Annotated in this window: 22 protein-coding genes; 16 read left to right on the top strand and 6 right to left on the bottom strand. The window is 53.4% G+C overall.

The genetic code is table 11. From position 1 onward, the window contains the following. Positions 1–48: 48 nt before the first annotated feature. The gene (gene nagB / locus ACJY2L_RS19295; RefSeq protein WP_439212803.1) at positions 49–849 is read right to left on the bottom strand and encodes a glucosamine-6-phosphate deaminase; all 801 of its coding nucleotides are present in this window, start codon (positions 847–849) and stop codon (positions 49–51) included. Positions 850–1,182: 333 nt separating this feature from the next. Between nagB and nagE the strand changes: the two genes are divergently transcribed. From nagE to ACJY2L_RS19280, 3 genes are all read left to right on the top strand, one after another. Continuing rightward, complete coding sequence (gene nagE, locus ACJY2L_RS19290; protein WP_439212804.1) at positions 1,183–3,207, top strand: N-acetylglucosamine-specific PTS transporter subunit IIBC; 2,025 nt, start codon at positions 1,183–1,185, stop codon at positions 3,205–3,207. A gap of 150 nt (positions 3,208–3,357) precedes the next feature. Continuing rightward, the gene (gene glnS / locus ACJY2L_RS19285) at positions 3,358–5,025 is read left to right on the top strand and encodes a glutamine--tRNA ligase (RefSeq protein WP_187486154.1); all 1,668 of its coding nucleotides are present in this window, start codon (positions 3,358–3,360) and stop codon (positions 5,023–5,025) included. 196 nt (positions 5,026–5,221) lie between these two features. After that, positions 5,222–5,617, top strand: a complete 396-nt coding sequence (locus tag ACJY2L_RS19280; RefSeq protein ID WP_067428695.1) for a hypothetical protein — start codon at positions 5,222–5,224, stop codon at positions 5,615–5,617. 56 nt (positions 5,618–5,673) lie between these two features. Here ACJY2L_RS19280 and fur read toward each other — a convergent pair whose 3' ends face one another. The 4 genes from fur to ybfF form a co-directional block, all read right to left on the bottom strand. Then, positions 5,674–6,117 carry a ferric iron uptake transcriptional regulator gene (fur, locus tag ACJY2L_RS19275; protein WP_067428697.1) on the bottom strand — a complete coding sequence of 148 codons (444 nt, stop codon included), beginning with the start codon at positions 6,115–6,117 and terminating at the stop codon, positions 5,674–5,676. A 360-nt stretch (positions 6,118–6,477) separates the two neighbouring features. Continuing rightward, complete coding sequence (gene fldA / locus ACJY2L_RS19270; protein ID WP_067428700.1) at positions 6,478–7,008, bottom strand: flavodoxin FldA; 531 nt, start codon at positions 7,006–7,008, stop codon at positions 6,478–6,480. A 147-nt stretch (positions 7,009–7,155) separates the two neighbouring features. Continuing rightward, entirely contained in the window at positions 7,156–7,428 is a 273-nt protein-coding gene (gene ybfE / locus ACJY2L_RS19265; RefSeq protein ID WP_067428703.1) for a LexA regulated protein, read from the bottom strand. Positions 7,429–7,575: 147 nt separating this feature from the next. After that, the gene (gene ybfF, locus ACJY2L_RS19260) at positions 7,576–8,346 is read right to left on the bottom strand and encodes an esterase (protein ID WP_187486153.1); all 771 of its coding nucleotides are present in this window, start codon (positions 8,344–8,346) and stop codon (positions 7,576–7,578) included. Positions 8,347–8,594: 248 nt separating this feature from the next. Between ybfF and seqA the strand changes: the two genes are divergently transcribed. From seqA to nei, 13 genes are all read left to right on the top strand, one after another. Next, the gene (seqA, locus tag ACJY2L_RS19255; protein ID WP_067428709.1) at positions 8,595–9,134 is read left to right on the top strand and encodes a replication initiation negative regulator SeqA; all 540 of its coding nucleotides are present in this window, start codon (positions 8,595–8,597) and stop codon (positions 9,132–9,134) included. A gap of 24 nt (positions 9,135–9,158) precedes the next feature. Continuing rightward, positions 9,159–10,799 carry a phosphoglucomutase (alpha-D-glucose-1,6-bisphosphate-dependent) gene (gene pgm, locus ACJY2L_RS19250; RefSeq protein WP_067428712.1) on the top strand — a complete coding sequence of 547 codons (1,641 nt, stop codon included), beginning with the start codon at positions 9,159–9,161 and terminating at the stop codon, positions 10,797–10,799. A gap of 216 nt (positions 10,800–11,015) precedes the next feature. After that, positions 11,016–11,216: a YbfA family protein gene (locus ACJY2L_RS19245; RefSeq protein ID WP_439212805.1), complete on the top strand. Its 201-nt coding sequence runs from the start codon at positions 11,016–11,018 to the stop codon at positions 11,214–11,216. Between the two features lie 153 nt (positions 11,217–11,369). Further along, positions 11,370–12,332 carry a YbgA family protein gene (locus ACJY2L_RS19240; protein ID WP_439212806.1) on the top strand — a complete coding sequence of 321 codons (963 nt, stop codon included), beginning with the start codon at positions 11,370–11,372 and terminating at the stop codon, positions 12,330–12,332. Positions 12,333–12,344: 12 nt separating this feature from the next. Further along, on the top strand, positions 12,345–13,772 hold the full coding sequence (phrB, locus tag ACJY2L_RS19235; protein ID WP_439212807.1) for a deoxyribodipyrimidine photo-lyase: 1,428 nt from the start codon (positions 12,345–12,347) through the stop codon (positions 13,770–13,772). A gap of 18 nt (positions 13,773–13,790) precedes the next feature. Beyond that, a complete protein-coding gene (locus ACJY2L_RS19230; RefSeq protein WP_187486149.1) occupies positions 13,791–14,534 on the top strand; it encodes a type 2 GTP cyclohydrolase I in 744 nt (247 codons plus the stop codon). A gap of 123 nt (positions 14,535–14,657) precedes the next feature. Then, positions 14,658–15,314, top strand: a complete 657-nt coding sequence (gene pxpB, locus ACJY2L_RS19225; RefSeq protein WP_439212808.1) for a 5-oxoprolinase subunit PxpB — start codon at positions 14,658–14,660, stop codon at positions 15,312–15,314. Further along, complete coding sequence (gene pxpC, locus ACJY2L_RS19220) at positions 15,308–16,240, top strand: 5-oxoprolinase subunit PxpC (RefSeq protein ID WP_439212809.1); 933 nt, start codon at positions 15,308–15,310, stop codon at positions 16,238–16,240. The genes pxpB and pxpC overlap by 7 nt, the downstream gene beginning before the upstream one ends. After that, a complete protein-coding gene (pxpA, locus tag ACJY2L_RS19215) occupies positions 16,230–16,967 on the top strand; it encodes a 5-oxoprolinase subunit PxpA (protein ID WP_209500315.1) in 738 nt (245 codons plus the stop codon). The genes pxpC and pxpA overlap by 11 nt, the downstream gene beginning before the upstream one ends. A gap of 62 nt (positions 16,968–17,029) precedes the next feature. After that, positions 17,030–17,758, top strand: a complete 729-nt coding sequence (locus ACJY2L_RS19210) for a DUF969 domain-containing protein (RefSeq protein ID WP_439213092.1) — start codon at positions 17,030–17,032, stop codon at positions 17,756–17,758. Beyond that, positions 17,758–18,768, top strand: a complete 1,011-nt coding sequence (locus ACJY2L_RS19205) for a DUF979 domain-containing protein (RefSeq protein ID WP_067428738.1) — start codon at positions 17,758–17,760, stop codon at positions 18,766–18,768. Before ACJY2L_RS19210 ends, ACJY2L_RS19205 begins: the two co-directional genes overlap by 1 nt. 13 nt (positions 18,769–18,781) lie before the next feature. Next, positions 18,782–19,429, top strand: coding sequence for a pyroglutamyl-peptidase I (pcp, locus tag ACJY2L_RS19200; protein WP_187486146.1), 648 nt, complete (start codon positions 18,782–18,784; stop codon positions 19,427–19,429). Between the two features lie 15 nt (positions 19,430–19,444). Further along, on the top strand, positions 19,445–20,233 hold the full coding sequence (nei, locus tag ACJY2L_RS19195; protein ID WP_439212810.1) for an endonuclease VIII: 789 nt from the start codon (positions 19,445–19,447) through the stop codon (positions 20,231–20,233). A gap of 49 nt (positions 20,234–20,282) precedes the next feature. Here the strand turns inward: nei and ACJY2L_RS19190 are convergent, their stop codons facing one another. Then, entirely contained in the window at positions 20,283–21,566 is a 1,284-nt protein-coding gene (locus ACJY2L_RS19190) for a citrate synthase (RefSeq protein WP_439212811.1), read from the bottom strand. Positions 21,567–21,653: the final 87 nt, after the last annotated feature.

Below are 21,653 nucleotides of genomic sequence, written 5' to 3'. Positions count from 1 at the left end.
CCCTTAAGGCAGATGCGTTTAGCGAAGCCCGGATAATTATCGATGTGTTCAAAGGTTTTTCATATTTTCCGCTTCCATCTCGCGGAAATATTTTACTGTTTTGACTTTCAATTCCATGGTGGCCGGCTCATCGCATACCACAATCGATTTGGCATGCAGCTGCAAACAGCTGATGGTCCACATGTGATTCACATTGCCTTCGACCGCGGCTTGTAGCGCCTGGGCTTTGACATGACCAGTAACCAGAATCATCACCTCTTCGGCATCAAGCAGCGTGCCAACGCCCACGGTCAGCGCATATTTCGGCACCTGGCTGACGTCACCATCAAAGAAGCGTGAATTCGCCACGCGGGTGTCATGCGTTAAGGTCTTGATGCGCGTGCGGGAGGCCAGCGATGAGGCCGGTTCATTGAAAGCAATATGACCATCGTTGCCGACGCCGCCCATGAACAGATGGATCTTGCCATAAGCGCGAATTTTCTCTTCGTACTGGCGACATTCTGCGTCAATGTCCGGGGCATTGCCATTAAGAAGATTGATATTTTCTTTCGCTATATCAACGTGGTCAAAGAAATTGCGGTGCATGAATGTGTGGTAACTTTCCGGATGTGACTCCGGCAGGCCGACATACTCATCCATATTGAACGTCACCACATGCCTGAAGCTAACCTGGCCCGCTTTATGCATCTCAATAAGATGTTTATAGGCTTCAAGTGGCGTGCCGCCGGTTGGCAGGCCAAGGACAAAAGGGCGATCGGCGGTGGGGTTAAACGCGTTGATACGGTTAACGATGTGGCGCGCGGCCCATTTGCCCACGTCGCTGGCGGAAGATAGTGGAATCAGTCTCATGCGGCACCTCAAATAAATGGAAAAGACAAGTTTAGTTGGAAAGGATTCGTGACGTTAATCTACCAATAGCGGCGGAAGTAGCCGTACAGCAGACATTTTTACGTCTTGTTATTTTTAATAATAAAATAAGTTTTGTCTGCAGGCCATTAGTAAGTGTCCTAATAAACATATTTAGGTGATAACTATCACACAAAGCGCGGTTTAATTTGCGAAGCGAATTAATTTCTTTTTACACTGCGCAGCGTGGTGTGTAGTGTCATGAAAATGCCTGAAGATGGTGACAAAAAAACAAACAACTTCAGGTACCGGTTCGGCTCACAGGGGGAAAGGTAAATGCTAGGTTACTTACAACGGGTTGGCAGGGCGCTGATGGTGCCGGTGGCAACGTTACCGGCGGCGGCAATATTGATGGGCGTCGGATACTGGATCGATCCTGACAGTTGGGGTGCCGGCAATGCCTTTGCCGCTTTACTGATTAAGTCGGGCGCGGCAATTATTGAGAATATGTCGGTGCTATTTGCGATTGGTGTCGCTTACGGCATGTCAAAAGATAAGGATGGCGCGGCAGCACTGACCGGTTTTGTCGGCTTTCTGGTTGTGACGACACTCTGTTCACCGGCAGCGGTGTCGATGATTCAAAAAATACCCGTTGAGCAGGTGCCGGCGGCCTTTGGCAAAATCAACAACCAGTTTGTTGGCATCCTTGTTGGGGTGCTCTCTGCCGAGGTTTACAATCGCTTCAGCCAGGTTGAACTGCCGAAGGCGCTTTCATTCTTCAGCGGACGTCGACTGGTACCGATTCTGGTCTCATTCCTGATGATCGTGGTCGCCTTTATTCTGATGTATATCTGGCCGGTAATCTTTAATGGCCTGGTGGGCTTTGGCGAACATATTCAGAAAATGGGCTCGGCGGGCGCGGGCATCTACGCCTTCTTTAACCGCATGCTGATTCCGGTCGGCCTGCATCATGCGCTGAACTCGGTGTTCTGGTTTGATGTTGCGGGTATTAATGACATTCCTAATTTCCTCGGCGGCGCGCAATCTATCGAAAGCGGTAAAGGCATCGTCGGCATCACCGGTCGTTATCAGGCGGGCTTCTTCCCGATTATGATGTTTGGCCTGCCGGGCGCTGCGCTGGCGATCTATCACTGCGCCAGGCCAGAAAATCGCGCCAAAGTTGCGGGCATTATGTTAGCCGCTGCCTTTGCCGCCTTTTTTACCGGTATTACCGAGCCGCTGGAATTCTCTTTCATGTTTGTGGCACCGGTGCTCTATGTTATCCACGCCTTCCTGACTGGCGTGTCGGTGTTCATCGCCGCCAGCATGCACTGGATTGCTGGTTTTGGCTTCAGCGCCGGGCTAGTGGATTTGGTCCTGTCGACGCGTAACCCGCTGGCCACCCACTGGTACATGCTGATTCCGCAGGGCATCGTCTTCTTCGTGCTTTATTATGTGGTTTTCCGCTTTACCATCAAAAAGTTCAACCTGATGACGCCTGGTCGCGAACTGGCCCTAGCGGGCGATGAAAGTGACGGCTATGACGTTAATATCGACACGAAAACGAATGGCGAAAGCGAGACCGAAACGCTGGCTCGTCGTTATATCAGCGCGGTGGGCGGTTCAGATAACCTGACCAGTATTGATGCCTGTATTACCCGTTTACGCCTGAACGTTAAAGATGCGGCCACCGTGAATGAAAGCGTAGCCAGGCGGCTGGGTGCCTCTGGCATTATTCGTCTTAACAAGCAGAGCGTGCAGATTATTGTGGGCACGCGCGCCGAAGCCATCGCCTCTGCTATGAAAAACGTGCTGGCTAAAGGACCGGTTGCCGCATCGACCGCGGTTCCCGCTGCCGTGGCAGAACCGCTACCGCAGGCGGTAAGAAACGTCGATAAAACGGTGATTGCCACGCTGGTGGCGCCGGTGAGTGGCGATGTCGTTGCGCTGGAAAAGGTTGAAGATGAGGCGTTCGCCAGCAAAGCCGTAGGTGAGGGTGTGGCCATTCGGCCCACAGGCAGTACGGTAGTGGCGCCAATTGCTGGCACCATCGTTAAAATTTTCAACACCAATCACGCTTTCTGTCTGGCCACCGATGATGATCTTGAGATTGTGGTGCACATGGGGCTCGACACCGTGGCGTTGCAGGGACAGGGCTTTACCCGGCTGGTGGAAGAGGGCGCCGTTGTGACCGCAGGCCAGCCGATACTGGAGATGGATCTGGCGTTTCTGAACGCCAATGCCCGCTCCATGGTTAGTCCGGTTGTCATCAGCAATATCGATGATTTTGCCGGCATTACGCTGCTGGCAGGACAGCAGGTTGTGGCGGGGGAAACGCCACTGTTTGAGGTCAAAGGCTAATCAGCTAAAACGTCACGCCAGGGCAGGAACACTTTCCTGCCCTTTTTTATGGGATTCAACGAACAAACGGTTGTTTCCCATCTCCGCTTTGTGGATCATACCGGTTATTTCGTGGTGCAAATCACAGACATTCGCGTTGAGGAAATTGAGATGAGTGAGGCTGAAGCCCGCCCAACTAACTTTATTCGTCAGATTATTGATGAAGATCTGGCGAGCGGTAAGCACGAACGTGTGCATACCCGTTTTCCACCGGAGCCTAATGGTTATCTGCACATTGGCCATGCAAAATCGATCTGCCTGAACTTTGGTATCGCGCAGGATTATCAGGGCGAATGTAATCTGCGCTTTGATGACACGAACCCGGCGAAAGAAGATATCGAATTCGTTGAGTCGATCAAGCAGGACGTCCAGTGGCTGGGCTTTCAGTGGAGTGGTGAGATTTGCTATTCCTCTAACTATTTTGACCAGTTGCATCAGTATGCTATTGAGCTGATCAATAAAGGCCTGGCGTATGTTGATGAGCTGACGCCGGAGCAGATCCGTGAGTATCGCGGTACGCTGACTTCTGCGGGTAAAAACAGTCCCTATCGCGATCGCAGCGTGGAAGAGAACCTCGCGCTGTTTGAAAAAATGCGTAACGGCGAGTTCGCGGAAGGCACTGCCTGCCTGCGGGCGAAAATCGATATGGCCTCTAACTTTATTGTGATGCGTGATCCGGTGATTTACCGTATCAAGTTCGCCACTCACCATCAGACCGGTGACAAATGGTGCATCTACCCGATGTACGATTTTACGCACTGCATTTCTGATGCGCTGGAAGGCATTACGCATTCACTGTGTACGCTGGAGTTTCAGGATAACCGCCGCCTTTACGACTGGGTGCTGGATAACATCACCATTCCTGTGCATCCGCGTCAGTATGAGTTTTCGCGGCTCAACCTTGAATACGCCATCATGTCGAAGCGCAAGCTGAGCCAGCTGGTCACCGAAAATGTGGTGGAAGGGTGGGACGATCCGCGCATGCTGACCGTTTCAGGCCTGCGTCGTCGTGGCTACACGTCTGCGTCTATTCGCGAGTTCTGCCGCCGTATCGGCGTGACCAAACAGGACAACATCGTTGAAATGGCCTCGCTGGAATCCTGTATTCGTGACGACCTGAATGAGAACGCGCCGCGTGCAATGGCGGTTCTGGATCCGCTGAAAGTGGTGATTGAGAATCTGCCATCAACGCACGAAGAGATCATCACCATGCCGAATCATCCGAATAAGCCGGAGATGGGCACGCGCGAAGTGCCTTTCAGCCGCGAAGTCTGGATCGATCGCGCCGATTTCCGCGAAGAAGCCAATAAGCAGTATAAGCGTCTGGTTCTGGGCAAAGAGGTGCGCCTGCGTAATGCGTATGTCATTCGTGCTGAACGCATTGCCAAAGACGAAGAAGGCAATATCACCTGCATCTACTGCACCTGTGATACCGATACGCTGAGCAAAGATCCTGCTGATGGCCGCAAAGTAAAAGGCGTGATTCACTGGGTGTCCGCGGTGCATGCGCAGGCTGCGGAATTCCGTTTGTACGATCGGCTGTTCAGCGTGCCGAATCCTGGCGCAGCGGACGATTTCCTGGCGACGATTAATCCAGATTCACTGGTTATCAGGCAGGGATTTGTTGAGCCTGGCTTACGCAATGTGGCGGTAACAACACCGCATCAGTTCGAGCGGGAAGGCTACTTCTGTGCGGACAGCGTCTATTCAACGCCATCTAACCTGGTGTTTAACCGCACCGTTGGCCTGCGTGATACCTGGGCTAAAACAGGCGAATAATACCTGTAACTGAATGAATGTTAAAAAGGAGCGAGGATTCGCTCCTTTTTTTATGCCTGCCTGGCAAACGCAGCCGCTGGTCGCTGTTAAAAATACCCACTCAGTTAACAAAAATTAATCAATCTCCGGGTGTTAAATATTCTTTTTAAGGTAGGCTATGCGCACTTAATTCTACCGAGAGAAGCAGGAACAGGTAATGACAGATATGGTCCAGGAAGCGAAGCATAGCGTGGTCGTGGTGCACCAGCTGATCGAAAGAATATTTAATAACGCTTCCGAATCCGAAGAAACGCTTAATCTTTTCCTCTCTTACTTTCACCCCTCTTTTATGCTGATTACGCCTGCCGGGCAGCGACTCTCTCTGACCGCGATGGAAGCGCTGTTTCGTGGCTTGAAAGGCCAGCGGGAAGGGGTGCGTATTGCGACCGGCGAGTATGAAATCCTGTCACAGAATGGCACTGACGTGGTAATTCAGTACTGCGAGTTACAGATGCGCAATGGTGAAACCCAGAAGCGCATTGCGGTGGCGATTCTTGACTGTTCTACGGCTAACCCGCGCTGGCGTTATCTGCAGGAAACGTTGTGTGCCTGAATTAAGGCGTAAAAAAACCGGTGTATTCACCGGTTTATGACGCTACTGAGTCGAACTTACTTATCGTGCAGCGTGTCATCTTCACGGCAGTCGCCGGTGGAGCAGTGGCCGTACAGATAGAGACTGTGGTTAGTGAGTTTGATGCCATGACGCGTGGCGATATCGCGCTGACGCGATTCGATAGATTCATCGCTGAACTCAATGACCTTGCCACAGTCGAGGCAGATCAGGTGATCGTGATGATGCTGCTGCGTCAGCTCAAATACCGATTTGCCGCCTTCAAAATTATGGCGGGTTACGATACCGGCATCATCAAACTGGTTCAGCACGCGATAAACGGTCGCTAAACCAATCTCTTCGCCCATATCAATCAGGCGTTTATACAAATCTTCCGCGCTGACGTGATGGCCTTCAGGTTCCTGAAGCACTTCCAGAATCTTCAAACGAGGAAGCGTGACTTTCAGGCCGGCCTTCTTTAATGCGGAGTTGTTGTCAGTCATGCGGATATTGTCCTGTTACTTTGCTAGTCACAATGTGGCTGAAAAGCCCTGAACATCGGTCGACGTTTAGACGAATTGTGTCTCATTATAAAATTCAAGCATCGAAATGAAAACTACAGGGGAAGCCTGAAAACTCAGTTGGATGTAAGGAGAAATGTCGCTACGTCCGAAGAAATCATGCTGCAAGCATATGTTAACATTTCGCTTACCACCAACACTTTTATGGTTAAGATGATTAAGCGTGTGACCGATGGGGGTATTCTACAGATTTGCCGATTAAAGTTACAAATATGTATCTATTATTTCCATAGGAAAATCCATCTGCTCAATGTGAGCCAGCGCCCACATTGAGCGTTCAGATTACGCCTCAATAATTTCCTGCAGATGAAGCTCATCAGAAATTTGTTTTACCCACGCGTCCACGCGTGCGTTGGTCAGTTCTGGCTGACGATCTTCATCAATAGCTAAACCAAGGAAGTGCTTATCGTCCGCCAGGCCTTTAGAGGCTTCAAAGTGATAACCTTCGGTTGGCCAGTGACCGACGATAACCGCGCCGTTCGGTTCGATGATATCGCGCAGAGTGCCCAGCGCATCACAGAAGTATTCTGCGTAATCTTCCTGATCGCCACAGCCAAACAGCGCCACCAGTTTGCCATTGAAATCCACTTCTTCCAGCGTTGGGAAAAAGTCGTCCCAGTCGCACTGCGCTTCGCCGTAATACCAGGTCGGAATGCCTAAAAGCAGAATATCGAACGCTTCGAGGTCCTCTTTGCTGCTTTTGGCAATGTCATGAACTTCTGCAACGTCTTTACCGAGTTGCTTCTGAATCATCTTTGCAATGTTTTCGGTATTGCCCGTATCGCTGCCGAAGAAAATGCCTACGATTGCCATGCGCTTGATAACCTCTTGAAACGTAATTAATTGGTGGTGAATTTTATTCACAGATAAACGCAATGATAGCAGAGAGGCGAAGAGGGCGGAACTCACAAAGCCCGTGCATTTGTCGCTTTGTGCGTTCTCCTCCTCGCGCGGCGATGACTATAGCTTTAATTGCGCCATGATCATCTCTTCAATCAATTCGCTGCGGCTCATCTGCCGCCGATCGGCCAGCTCATTAAGTGCATCAACCGCATCGGCGTTCATTTTCAGCTCAACACGACGCAAGCCGCGCACTTTATCGCGTTTTAGCTGGTTTCGCTTGTTGATACGGAGCTGTTCATCACGCGTCAGCGGACTGGTTTTTGGCCGACCCGGTCGACGTTCATCTGCGAACAGATCGAGTGTGGTGCGGTCCGTGTTTTCTTTTGCCATAGCTTCGCGATAGTGAAAGGATGACGAGGGTGAACCTGTCAAAGTGTAACTGAAATGAGCCGATTTACCTGATGCCGGTAAATTTTAGCGCGGTATAATAACCCAGCTGTAGCGCAGGGAACAATTATTTCCCGCTTCGACAGACATTTATGCTGGCAGAGCTAAAAACCGACGCACGGCGCGCAGCACCGCATCGGGCTTCTCTGCGTGCACCCAGTGTCCTGCATCGGCAATCACATGGGCTCGCGCGTGCGGAAACTGCGCCAGCAGTGTGTCGCGATAGGCGTTATCCAGATAGGAAGAATCGCCGCCGCGAATAAACAGTGCAGCATGCGGCGAGGCGGGCAGGCTGTTCCAGCCGGAGATAGCAGCATAGTTGTCCCACAAAACCGGCACATTGAAACGCCATTCACCGGCGTGAAAAGACTTCAGTAAAAACTGAATAATGCCCTCTTCATCGATGTACTGACGCATGAGCTCGGCGGCCTGAGCACGTTGTTCCACTCCCGCTGCCGTCACCGCGTTAACCGCAGCAAAAATGGCGTCATGACGGCGCGTTTGATAATCCACCGGCGCAATATCGATCATCACCAGTTGCTCAACGCGCGCCGCGGCCAGCGATGCCATGGTCATAGCAATTTTTCCGCCCATTGAGTGACCAATCACCGATACTTTCTCAATGCCCAGCGTATCCAGCGTATCGAACATATCAGCTGCCATGGCGGCATAGCTCATCTGATCTGAACGCGGGGACAGCCCATGATTGCGCACGTCAACCTGGATCACCTGACGCCTGTCGCGAAGGCCGCGCGCCAACACGCCTAAGTTATCCAGGCTGCCAAACAGGCCGTGGATTAACAGCAGTGGCGTGCCTTGCGGCGCAGATTGTTCAGTTTGCAAGCGAGCATTCAAATTCATGGCAAAGTTCTTACGGCGGGGACGAAGGCTTAGGGTATCATGTTTTTTACTTGTCCTGGAAAAGGGCGCCGCGCGAATAAGGCATATTCTGACTTTTGTCTTCTGGCGACGTCAGCGCTACCGACCCTCAGGATTTAACTTTATAATCCTTATGTTAGAACCAGGTCACATTTTGCAGCGCATTGCGTACTGATGTCACACTCCAGGATGGACTGGTTCTGCCACTCGTTAAAACCGTACGGATAAAGATGAAAACGATTGAAGTCGACGAAGAGCTGTATCGCTATATTGCCAGCCACACACAGCACATTGGTGAAAGCGCCTCCGACATTTTACGGCGCATGCTGAAATTTACCGCAGGTCAAAGCGCACCGGTAAAAACCACCCCGGTGGTAGCTGGCTCGCCGGCTGTTGCGGAAAAAGAGGAATCGCGTCCGCAGGATCGCGTACGGGCTGTGCGTGAAATGCTGCTGTCTGATGAATACGCAGAACAGAATAAGGCGGTAAGCCGTTTTATGCTGATTTTGTCAACTTTATATCGTCTTGATCCTAAAGCTTTTGCTGATGCGACCGCCTCTTTGCAGGGTCGGACGCGCGTCTATTTTGCTGGCGATCAGCAAACGCTTTTACAGCACGGCACCCATACGAAGCCAAAACATGTTCCCGGCACTCCGTACTGGGTCATTACGAATACCAACACAGGCCGCAAAGGCAGCATGATCGAACACATCATGCAGTCCATGCAGTTCCCACAGGAACTGACTGACAAAGTCTGCGGCACCATTTAACCGAAGCGTCAGGGAGAAGCGCCAATGGCCAGTCACCCAAGAGCTGGGCAACCTGCTCAGCAGAGCGATTTGATTAACGTTGCACAGTTAACATCTCAGTATTATGTCCTTCAGCCCGAGCTGGGCAATCCGGAACATGCGGTGAAATTTGGCACCTCCGGCCATCGCGGCAGCGCGGGACGCCAGAGCTTCAACGAAATGCATATTCTGGCTATTGCGCAGGCAATTGCTGAAGAGCGTCAGAAGAACGGCATTACTGGCCCGTGCTACGTCGGTAAAGACACGCACGCGCTCTCCGAGCCCGCTATCATCTCCGTGCTGGAAGTACTGGCAGCGAACGGCGTGGATATCATTGTGCAGCAGGATAACGGCTATACGCCAACGCCTGCTATTTCCAATGCGATTCTCGAGCATAACAAAGCGGCTGGCGCGCAGGCTGATGGCATCGTTATCACGCCTTCGCATAACCCACCGGAAGATGGCGGTATCAAGTACAACCCACCTAACGGCGGACCGGCTGATACCAACGTGACCAAAGTGGTGGAAGATCGCGCTAACCAGCTGATCGCTAACGGCCTGAAAGAGGTTAAGCGTCTGCCATTGAGCGAAGCCTGGGCCAGCGGACGTATTCAGGAACAGGATCTGATCCAGCCTTACATCGAAGGCCTGGCGCAGGTTATCGATATTCCAGCCATTCAGAAAGCGGGTCTGAAAATCGGTGTTGATCCATTAGGCGGTTCCGGTATCGCTTACTGGCAGCGCATCGCAGAGTTCTACAATCTTGATCTCACCATTGTGAACGATGCTGTCGATCAGACGTTCCGCTTTATGCACCTTGATAAAGACGGCGTGATTCGTATGGACTGTTCATCCGAATCTGCCATGGCAGGCCTGCTGGCGCTGCGTGATAAATTCGATCTCGCCTTCGCCAACGATCCTGACTACGACCGTCACGGCATCGTTACGCCGGCGGGCCTGATGAACCCGAACCACTACCTGGCGGTAGCGATTAACTATCTGTTCCAGCATCGCCCGCAGTGGGGCAAAGACGTTGCGGTCGGTAAAACACTGGTATCGAGCGCGATGATCGATCGTGTGGTTAACGATATTGGCCGTAAGCTGGTAGAAGTGCCGGTTGGCTTTAAGTGGTTCGTGGATGGCCTGCACGATGGCACCTTTGGTTTTGGCGGCGAAGAGAGCGCTGGCGCTTCATTCCTGCGCTTCGACGGTACGCCGTGGTCAACTGACAAAGATGGCATCATTCTTTGCCTGTTAGCCGCTGAAATCACCGCAGTTACCGGCAAAAACCCACAGCAGCACTATGATGAGCTGGCTGAGCGTTTTGGTGCACCAAGCTATAATCGCCTGCAGGCCTCTGCGACCTCCGCACAGAAAGCGGCGCTGTCTAAACTGTCACCAGAAATGGTCAGTGCTGACACGCTGGCAGGCGATCCGATCATTGCACGTCTGACCGCAGCACCAGGTAATGGCGCGGCAATTGGCGGACTGAAAGTGATGACGGAAAACGGCTGGTTTGCTGCGCGTCCTTCGGGCACCGAAGATGCATACAAAATCTACTGTGAAAGCTTCCTCGGCGCTGAGCATCGCGAAAAGATTGAAAAAGAAGCGGTAGAGATCGTCAGTGAAGTGTTGAAAAACGCCTGATAATTTCCCGTTACTGTATGAAAGGCGCTGCTGGTCAGCGCCTTTTTTTATGGCCTTTCTAAGCGCGTTTTTCTTTTACGTGTGGTGTCGTCTGACGTGCTTAAAAAAAGCACAATAATTCTGGTCTGATGAGTAGTAATTGTACAGCTCCGGGCGTAATATTAGAGCCAGATCACATTTACTTTCGCAGCACATACGCAAGAGGGAGGGCCGAACATGTATGAAAACTACTCTTCACTAAAAATAATTACACGACGCATCGCCGTTATCGTGATCGGCTTATTGGCATTACCGATTATGTTACTGCGCAACGATCGCGCGCGGTTTTACAGTTATCTACACCGTGTCTGGTGTAAAACCAGCCAGAAACCGGTGTGGCTGGCTCAGGCTGAGGCCGCCGGACGCGATATCTGGTAATTTTCTGACCGGCATGATGAACAGATCGACAAAGCCCCGTATTAACGGGGCTTTTTTTATGGCTGCGGTTTGAGACATCGGCCAGGGCTGGGCTAAACGGACTGAATACGCTACACTGAAAACCTATACAAAATTTAAAAAGGTTGTACAAGTATGAGCGAGAAAATACCGGTTGGCATCAGCGCCTGTCTGCTTGGAAATAGCGTCCGCTTCGACGGCGGTCATAAGCGTCTTGCGTTTGCTACCGATGATCTCGCACCTTATGTCCGCTATGAGCCGATTTGTCCTGAAATGGCAATTGGTTTGCCGACGCCGCGTCCGGCGTTGCGATTGGTTAAAGCGGGCGAAGAAGAAGGTGAGGTAGCACTCTGCTTTAGCAAAGAGGGCGGTGAAGACATCACCGGTCGGATGCGCGGTTGGTCTGCAGATCGCGTCGCTTCTCTGCATCATCTTTGCGGCTATGTGCTTTGCGCGAAATCGCCAAGCTGCGGCATGGAGCGCGTGCGGGTATATGAACCTGACAATAACAACAATCGCAAAGCGGGCATGGGCATTTTTGCCCGCGAACTGCAGCGCGAAATGCCGTGGTTGCCGATGGAAGAGGATGGCCGTCTGCATGATGACGTGCTGCGCGAAAATTTTGTTGGCCGCGTTTACGCTTTACATGAATTCAATCAGTTGATGAATGAAGGCTTGAGTCGTTTTGAACTGATGGATTTTCATACGCGCTACAAGCTGCTGCTGCTGTCACATCATCAGGATGAGTATCGCGAACTGGGACGCTTCGTGGCGAAAATGGGTGAATGGGACTCACTGGAAGAGTATGCCGTTGAGTATCGCAGCCGGTTAATGCGTCTGCTGAGCTATCGTGCCAGCCGTCAAAACCATACCAACGTGCTGATGCACGTGCAGGGCTATTTTCGTGAGCAGCTCAAGCCGGCACAGCGTCAGGAGTTGACCCAGCTCATCGATCGCTATCGCAAAGGCGTGCAGCCGTTACTGGCGCCGATTACGCTGTTGAAACATTATATGGCGGAATATCCGCATCCCTGGCTGGCAAAGCAGCGTTATTTTGACCCATATCCGGAAGCACTGCGTCTGCGCTACGGCAACTAAACAGGGATCGTTATGGCTACTCATCTGGTTTGGCTGCGTAATGATTTACGCATTAATGATAACTATGCACTGCATGCCGCCTGCCGCGACAACAAGGCTACCGTTATTGCCCTTTATGTTGCCACGCCCGGGCAGTGGCAGGACCACGATATGGCGCCCAAACAGGCCGCCTTTATTGCAAAAAGCCTGCATCTGCTGCAGCAGTCGCTGGCCGAGCGCGGCATTGCGCTGCACTACCAACAATGCGATCGCTATGACGATGCGGTGGAAACGGTAAAAACGTTTTGCCAGCAGCAAAAGGTCGATGCGCTTTTCTATAATTATCAATATGCGGTCAACGAGCGCGAGCGCGATGCTGCCGTGGAACGTGCGCTTAATGCGCTGGATATTGCCTGTCAGGGATTTGATGACGGCCTGCTGCTTCCACCGGGTAGCGTGCAGAGCGGCAGCAACGGCATGTATAAAGTTTTCACCCCCTTCAGCAAAGCATTTGTGCGTCGCCTGCATCAGGAATTGCCCGAGTGTGTTCCGGCACCGGCTGCACGCGACGGTGCGCCGCTGAAAACGCTGCACCGCCTTACACCTTTTGATTATCCTCAGGAAGCATTTGATGAAACGCTGTTTCCGCCGGGTGAGCAGGGCGGCCTGGCGCGACTGCGTGAATTTTGCCAGCAGCCGGTGGTGCAGTATCAGGATCGACGTAATTTTCCGGCACTGGACGGCACCAGCCGTTTATCGGTGCATCTCGCTACCGGTACGCTTTCGCCGCGCCAGTGTCTTCATCGGTTGTTAAAGCACCATCCAGATGCGCTCGACGATGGCAAAAGCTTCGTCTGGCTCAACGAGTTGATCTGGCGAGAGTTTTATACTCACCTGATGGTCGCCTGGCCAATGCTGTGTAAGCACCAGCCTTTCATTGGCTGGACCAGAAAAGTGCAGTGGCAGGAAAACAATGCTTTGCTCACCGCCTGGCAGCAGGGGCAGACGGGCTATCCCATCGTGGATGCCGCCATGCGGCAGATGAATGCGCTGGGCTGGATGCACAACCGGTTGCGTATGATCACCGCAAGCTTTTTGGTCAAAGATCTGCTGATTGACTGGCGAACAGGTGAACGGTACTTCATGCGTCAGTTGATTGATGGTGACTATGCCGCAAACAACGGAGGCTGGCAGTGGGCAGCGTCTACCGGCACCGATTCCGCGCCCTATTTTCGCATTTTCAATCCCACCACGCAGGGCGAACGTTTTGATAAAGACGGCGAGTTTATCCGCCGCTGGCTGCCGGAACTAAAGGATGTGCCGGATAGCGACATTCACTCTCCGCAGCAGTGGGCAGAGAAAAACCATAAGAAACTCGATTATCCGCAACCGATCGTGGAACATAAGGACGCACGTAAAAAAACGTTGGACGCCTTTGAAGCGGCACGCAATGCCTCATAAGGCGCGGGAGAACGAGATATGCAAAATTTTCAGTTAGAAGCAGTCGTTAATCAGCAGCTTAACAGCGACAGTTTTAAGGATTACGCACCGAATGGCCTGCAGGTTGAAGGGCGAGCAGAGGTACGAAAAATCGTCACCGGCGTGACGGCCAGCCAGGCGCTGTTGGACGAAGCGGTGCGGTTACAGGCCGATGCTGTAATGGTACATCACGGCTATTTCTGGAAAAACGAATCGCCGTTGATCAAGGGCATGAAACGTTCACGCCTGCGCACGCTGTTGGTAAACGATATCAATCTGTACGGCTGGCATCTGCCGCTGGATGCGCACCCGCAACTGGGTAATAACGCCCAGCTGGCGCGCATGCTGGATATTCAGGTCAAAGGCGAAGTCATGCCGCTGGTGCCCTGGGGTGAGTTAACGGAAGCCTTAAGCGGCGAGCAGCTGGCTGAGCGCATCGGTACGGTGCTGGGGCGGCAGCCATTGCACTGCGGAGATAACGCGCCGGCACGCATTCGCCGTATCGCCTGGTGCAGCGGCGGTGGCCAGGGCTTTATCGATAACGCCGCTGAGTTTGGCGTGGATGCGTTTATTACCGGCGAAGTTTCAGAGCAAACGATCCACAGCGCCCGTGAAAACGGCCTGCATTTTTTTGCCGCCGGACATCATGCCACCGAGCGCGGCGGCATCAAGGCGCTGGGGGAATGGCTGGCCAGCACCCATCAGCTCGACGTTACCTTTATCGATATCAACAATCCTGCCTGAACCACTTCTTCCCGCATCCTCATGCAACTTCATGAGGATGCAAAGCAGTTGACACATTCCTGACACTTCCGCATAACTGTTTGCCTGCTTGAGGTTTTTGTTACATCAACCCGGAGGTACGTTTTGCAACGAGCACGTTGTTACCTGTTAGGTGAACGCGCGGTAGTGCTTGAGCTTGAACCCCCAGTCAGCCTGGTCAGCCAGCAGCGAATTTGGGGATTGTGTGAGCAGCTAAAAGATCATCCGCAGATAATCGAAGCCATCCCTGGCATGAATAACCTGACCTTACTGCTGCGTAATCCGCAAGAGATGGCGCTGGATGCCATTGAGCATTTGCAACGCTGGTGGGAAGAGAGTGAAAGCAGCGTGCCGGATGCCCGGCAGGTTGATATTCCGGTGACCTACGGCGGCAGCGCGGGCCCCGATCTCCCCGAACTTGCGCGCTACTGCCAGATGACAGAGAAACAGGTTGTCGAGCTTCACAGCAGTAGCCGTTACGTTGTCTATTTTATCGGCTTTCAGCCTGGCTTTCCCTATCTTGGCGGCCTCGATCAACGTCTGCATATGCCGCGCCGCGCCGAGCCGCGGGTGAGCGTTCCGGCAGGTTCGGTTGGTATTGGCGGTAGTCAGACCGGCATTTATCCGCCCGCTTCGCCAGGCGGATGGCAGCTGATTGGCCACACTTCGGCAGCGCTTTTTGATCCCTACCAGCAGCCACCCACGCTGCTGCGCCCCGGCGACAGCGTGCGCTTCGTGCCACAGCAGGAGGGCGTATGTTAACCATTATTCGCAGCGGTATGAGCGCCTCAATTCAGGATGCTGGCCGCAACGGTTGGCGGCAGTCGGGTATTGGTCAAAGCGGCGCGCTTGATCTGCCCGCTATGACCACCGCCAATCTGCTGGCCGGTAACGATCCGCATAGCGCAGTCATTGAAGTGACGCTTGGTCAGTTTTGCTGTCAGTTTGAACGGGATGGCTGGTTTGCACTGACCGGCGCCGGATGTCACGCTGAGCTGGATGGCAAAGCTGTCTGGACCGGTTGGCGGCTGCCGGTGAAAAAAGGCCAACGGTTGACCCTGGCGACGCCGGTGCGCGGCATGCGCAGCTATCTGGCGATCAACGGCGGCTTCGCCATTACGCCCGTGCTTGGCTCCGCCAGTACCGATCTCAAGGCGGGATTTGGTGGTTTTGGCGGCCGGGCTTTGAAGGAGGGCGATCGCATTCCCCTGAACGCAGCGACCCGACATTTCACGCAGCCCGCAGGTGTGCGGCAGCTGCTGTGGGGAAACCGCATCCGGGCATTGCCGGGACCGGAATACCATGAGTTCAGCCATGAGTCTCAGGAAGCGTTCTGGCGCGTCTCATGGACACTGAACCCGCAAAGTAACCGCATGGGTTATCGCTTGCAGGGGCGTCCGCTTAGCCGCGAAATACCACGCGAGCTGCTGTCACACGGGACCTTGCCGGGCGTGGTGCAGGTGCCGCCAAATGGCCAGCCGATTGTGCTGATGTCCGACGCGCAAACCACGGGCGGCTACCCACGTATCGCCTGTGTTATTGAAGCTGACCTCTATCATCTGGCGCAGATTCGCCTGGGCGAGCCGATCCATTTTGTCCACTGTTCGCTGCAAGAGGCGCTGGAAGCGAAGCGGCAGCAACAGCACGTTCTCAATCAGATCTCATGGGGGCTGCAACATGAAAATTGATTTTAATGCCGATTTAGGTGAAGGCTGCGCCAGCGATCGCGCACTGCTGCAACTGGTTAGCTCCGCCAATATCGCCTGTGGCTTTCATGCTGGCGATGCGGCAACCATGCTGCAGTCGGTGCGCTGGGCGCAGGAGTTTGGCGTAGCTATCGGCGCGCATCCCAGCTTCCCCGATCGGGAAAATTTTGGCCGTACCGCCATGCAGTTACCGGCTGAAACGGTTTATGCGCAGGTGGTTTATCAGGTTGGTGCGTTGAAAGCGCTGGCCGAAAGCGAGGGGGCAAAGCTGGTGCATGTGAAGCCTCACGGCATGCTCTATAACCAGTCGGCACGCGATCCGCTGCTGGCGGATGCGATCGCCCGTGCGGTCAAGGCGGTCGATGCAGGGTTAATTTTAGTCGGACTGGCCAACAGCGTCTCGATCGAGGTGGCGAAACGAGTGGGGCTGAAGACCCGGCAGGAAGTGTTTGCCGATCGCGGTTATCAGGCAGATGGCGCACTGGTGCCGCGTGGCCAGCCTGGCGCGATGATCGACAGCGAAGATCGCGCTATTGCACAAACGCTGGCGATGGTGCAGCAGGGCCGGGTGCAAAGTGTCGATGGGCAATGGGTTGCATTGCAGGCAGAAAGCGTTTGTCTGCATGGCGATGGCGAACATGCGCTGAATTTTGCCCGCCGGCTACATCAGGCGTTTGCCAGTGAAAATATTACCGTCACCGGTCAATAGACCGGGCGGATTTGCCGCCCTCTGAACGGCGGTGCTGACCTTTACCTTGATGGGAAAATATGATGGAAACAGCAGTTAACCTCTGGCCTCTGGTGGGTATCGCCGCCATCGTCGTCGGCTTTTTACTTCGTTTCAATCCCGTATTAGTGGTTATCGTCTCGGGATTTATTACCGGATTTGCTGCATTGATGCCGGTGATGGATGTGCTGGAAAAGCTGGGCACCGGTTTTCTTAATACCCGCAATTTACCGTTGATTCTGTTGCTTCCACTGGCGGTGATCGGCCTGCTTGAGCGGCACGGTTTGAAAGAGCGCGCGCAGGGTTGGATCGCGCAAATCAAAAGCGCCACGGCGGGGCGATTGCTGATCGTCTACCTGTTTGTCCGTGAAATTACCGCTGCATTGGGCCTGACCAGCTTGGGCGGCCATCCGCAAATGGTGCGCCCACTGCTGGCACCGATGGCCGAGGGCGCAGCAGAAAATCGTTATGGTGAACTGCCTGCCGACGTGCGTCATCGGCTCCGGGCGATGTCCGCCGCGACCGACAATATTGGCCTCTTTTTTGGCGAGGATATTTTTGTCGCCTTCGGTGCGATCATTTTCATGCACAACTTTATGCTGGAGTCCGCCGGTATTCAGACCGAGCCGCTGCACATTGCGGTTTGGGGCATTCCCACTGCGGTAGCCGCCTTTATTATTCATGCCGTTCGCCTGCAGCAAATGGATAAAAAATTGGCTGCTGAGTTGGCGAGCCTGAATGCACAGGCATTGCAGTCACGGGGAGATCGCTGATGTTTCAACAACACTATCTTTTCTGGCTGGCCGGACTGATTTTACTGGTGGTGGCGGTGATGTCATGGCGTGACAGCGCCAATCCGCGACGCCTGACCACCGGCTTGTTTTGGGCGCTTTACGGGCTGATTTTCTTTGTCGGTGACTGGACACAAAACCTGTTTGCGCAGCTGGTGGGCGTGGAAGAGAGTGCGCGTGCGCTGCATATTACCGTGGGCGTGCTGGTGGTGATTATGGCGGTCATCGCCGGTTGCGGCGGCGTGCGCCTGGGTCGTTACCATCAGCGCAGCGCTGAAGAGCGGCAGCAGAGCGCCAAACGTCTGCATAACAAACTGTTTCTTCCGGCGCTGGTGATCCCGCTGGTAACGGTAATTGGTGTGCTGGCCTTTAACCATATACCCGGCCTGCAAACCGCGATCTTTGGCGCCGGTAATCACGCCACGCTGGTAACCCTGTTTTCGATGACGCTGGGTTGTCTGCTGGCCTGGGTGATTACGCTGAAGCTGACGCTGGAGGGACCGGCGCAATCGCTGCAGGAAGCGCGTCGTCTGCTCGACTCGATCGGCTGGGCGTTTATCCTGCCGCAGATCCTCGCTACGCTGGGTCTGCTTTTTACTTCGGCGGGCGTGGGCACGGCAATTTCACATCTGACTGAAACCTGGCTGGCGGTCGATAATCGCTTTATTGCGGTTGCGGTGTACGCCATCGGCATGGCGCTGTTAACCATGGTGATGGGTAACGCCTTTGCTGCTTTTCCGATTATCACCGCGGGCGTGGGCATTCCGGTGCTGGTGGTCCAGCACGGCGGCGATCCGGCGGTTATGGCCGCTATCGGTATGTTCTCCGGCTACTGCGGCACGCTGATGACACCGATGGCGGCTAACTTCAATATCGTGCCTGCAGCGCTGCTTGAGCTACCCGATCGCAACGCGGTGATCAAGGCGCAGGTTCCAACCGGCGTGCTATTGTTAATGGTCAATGTGGTCCTGCTCTATTTCCTGATGTTTTAAAGAAGGCGTCGCCATGAAAACGGTGTTAATCACGGCTTTTGAGCCTTTTGAAAATGAAACAGTTAATCCTTCGTGGGAAGCGGTCCGGCAGCTCGATCAACATATTATCGCTGGTGCTAAAGTCGTAGCGAAGCAATTGCCCTGTGTATTTGGGCAGTCGCTGGACACGCTCTGCTCAGCGATTGAAAACCTGCAGCCCGAACTGGTTATTGCCGTGGGGCAGGCGGGCGGGCGCGTGGATATCACGCTTGAACGCATCGGTATCAATGTTGATGACGCACGTATTGCGGATAACCACGGTAATCAACCGGTGGATGTGCCGGTGGTAACGGGCGGGCCGGCTGCCTATTTTTCAACGCTGCCGATTAAAGCCATGGTCGAGGCGATACGGCAAGCCGGTATTCCGGCGTCGGTATCACAAACCGCAGGCACCTTTGTCTGCAACCACGTGATGTACGGCTTGCTGCACCATTTGCAGCAAAACGGCAACCGAACCCGGGGCGGCTTTATCCACATCCCCTACCTGCCTGAACAGGCTGCTCGCCATGCTGGCACGGCGAGTCTGTCGGCAGAAACGGTTATCGCGGCGCTGGAAACGGCGATCGCCGTGGCGCTGCGCACGGAAGAAGACAGCCGTATTAGCGGCGGTACCACTCATTAATCAAGGGAAGATGTTATGCCTGAAGGGCCAGAGATCCGCCGTGCCGCCGATCGCCTTGAGAAGGCCATTCTTGGAAAGCCGCTGATCGATGTCTGGTTCGCTTTTCCTCAGTTGGCTACCTACGCCTCCTCATTGATTGGCGAAACGGTAACAGCGATTGAAACGCGCGGTAAAGCGCTGCTGACCTACTTTTCCAACGGTCTGGTGCTCTACAGTCACAATCAGCTTTATGGCGTCTGGCGGGTGATGCCAGCAGGGAAAGAGCCGGAAACCAACCGTATCCTGCGCGTGCGGCTGAGCAATGCCAAAAAAAGCATCCTGCTCTACAGTGCGTCGGATATTGAGTTATTGAATCAGGATACGCTGGCGGCACATCCTTTTTTACAGCGGGTTGGCCCGGATGTACTTGATGCGACGCTAACGGATCAACAGGTGAAAGAGCGGCTGCTGTCCACGCGCTTTCGCCGTCGGCAGTTTAGCGGTTTACTGCTTGATCAATCTTTCCTGGCGGGGCTGGGTAACTATTTGCGGGCAGAGATTTTGTGGCTGGCAGCGTTGAAGCCGCAGCATAAGGCGCAGGATTTAACCGAAGACCAACTGGATATCCTGAGCGCCGCATTGTTATCAGTGCCGCGTCATTCCTATCAGACGCGGGGTACCATGAAGGATTATCATCATGGCGCCGCATTTACCTTCAACGTCTTTCACCGCGGAGGTAAGCCGTGTCCACGCTGTGGCGAAACAATAGAAAAGACCACGCTCTCGTCGCGCCCTTTTTACTGGTGTCCTGCCTGCCAGCAATAAAAAAACGGGTCAATTGACCCGTTTTTTACACTTCTGCGTTAGGGAACGATCACTCTTTCAGCTGTGAGGAAAACTCACGCGCTTCGTAACCGGTATAAAGCTGACGCGGACGCGCGATTTTAATGCCGTCATCGTGCATCTCTTTCCAGTGGGCGATCCAGCCAACGGTACGCGCCATCGCAAAGATAACGGTAAACATTGAGCTTGGAATGCCCATCGCTTTCAGAATAATACCAGAGTAGAAATCGACGTTTGGATAGAGTTTGCGCTCAATAAAGTAGGGATCGTTCAGCGCAATATGTTCCAGCTCCATAGCAACTTCCAGCAGGTCATCCTTCATGCCCAGCTCATTCAATACTTCATGGCAGGTTTCACGCATAACGGTGGCACGTGGATCGTAGTTTTTGTAGACGCGATGACCAAAGCCCATCAGGCGGAAAGAGTCATTTTTGTCTTTTGCACGGCGCACAAACTCAGGAATGTGATCAACGGTGCTGATCTCTTCAAGCATACGTAAACACGCTTCATTAGCGCCGCCGTGCGCGGGCCCCCACAGGGACGCGATACCTGCTGCGATACAGGCAAACGGGTTAGCACCAGAAGAACCTGCGGTTCTGACGGTTGATGTGGAAGCGTTTTGCTCGTGATCGGCATGCAGAATCAGAATGCGATCCATAGCGCGCTCAAGTACCGGATTAACCACGTACTCTTCACACGGTGTGGAGAACATCATATTCAGGAAGTTACCGGCATAAGAGAGATCGTTACGCGGATAAACGAAAGGCTGACCGATCGAATATTTGTAACACATCGCCGCTACCGTCGGCATTTTCGATAACAGGCGGAAAGCAGCGATTTCACGATGGCGCTCAATGTTTACATCCAGCGAATCGTGGTAAAACGCAGCCAGCGCGCCGGTAACACCACACAGCACCGCCATCGGGTGTGAATCACGACGGAAACCGTGGAACAGACGAGTAATCTGCTCATGGATCATCGTGTGACGAGTAACGGTGGTGCAGAAGTCATCAAACTGGACCTGGGTTGGCGCTTCGCCATTCAGCAGAATGTAACAAACTTCGAGATAGTTAGAGTGGGTAGCCAATTGATCAATCGGGAAACCACGATGGAGCAGAATGCCTTCGTCACCGTCAATGTAGGTAATTTGGGATTCACAGGACGCAGTAGAAGTAAAACCAGGATCGTAGGTGAATAAGCCTTGCGCTCCCAGCGTACGCACATCGACAACATCCTGACCCAGGGTGCCGTGCAGTACATCCAGTTCAACGGGGGCTTCGCCTTGTAGGGTAAGCGTCACTTTTTTATCAGACATTTATGGTCTCCTTAGCGCCTTGTAGGTAGAGATCTTAGACACCTTTAAAACGGTCATGTTACCGACAGCCTCATATATTTTTGAGGT

It is taken from the genome of Duffyella sp. Ts4 (assembly GCF_051851875.1).
GTDB lineage: Bacteria > Pseudomonadota > Gammaproteobacteria > Enterobacterales > Enterobacteriaceae > Duffyella > Duffyella gerundensis.
This window is presented reverse-complemented; position numbering and strand designations above follow the sequence as displayed.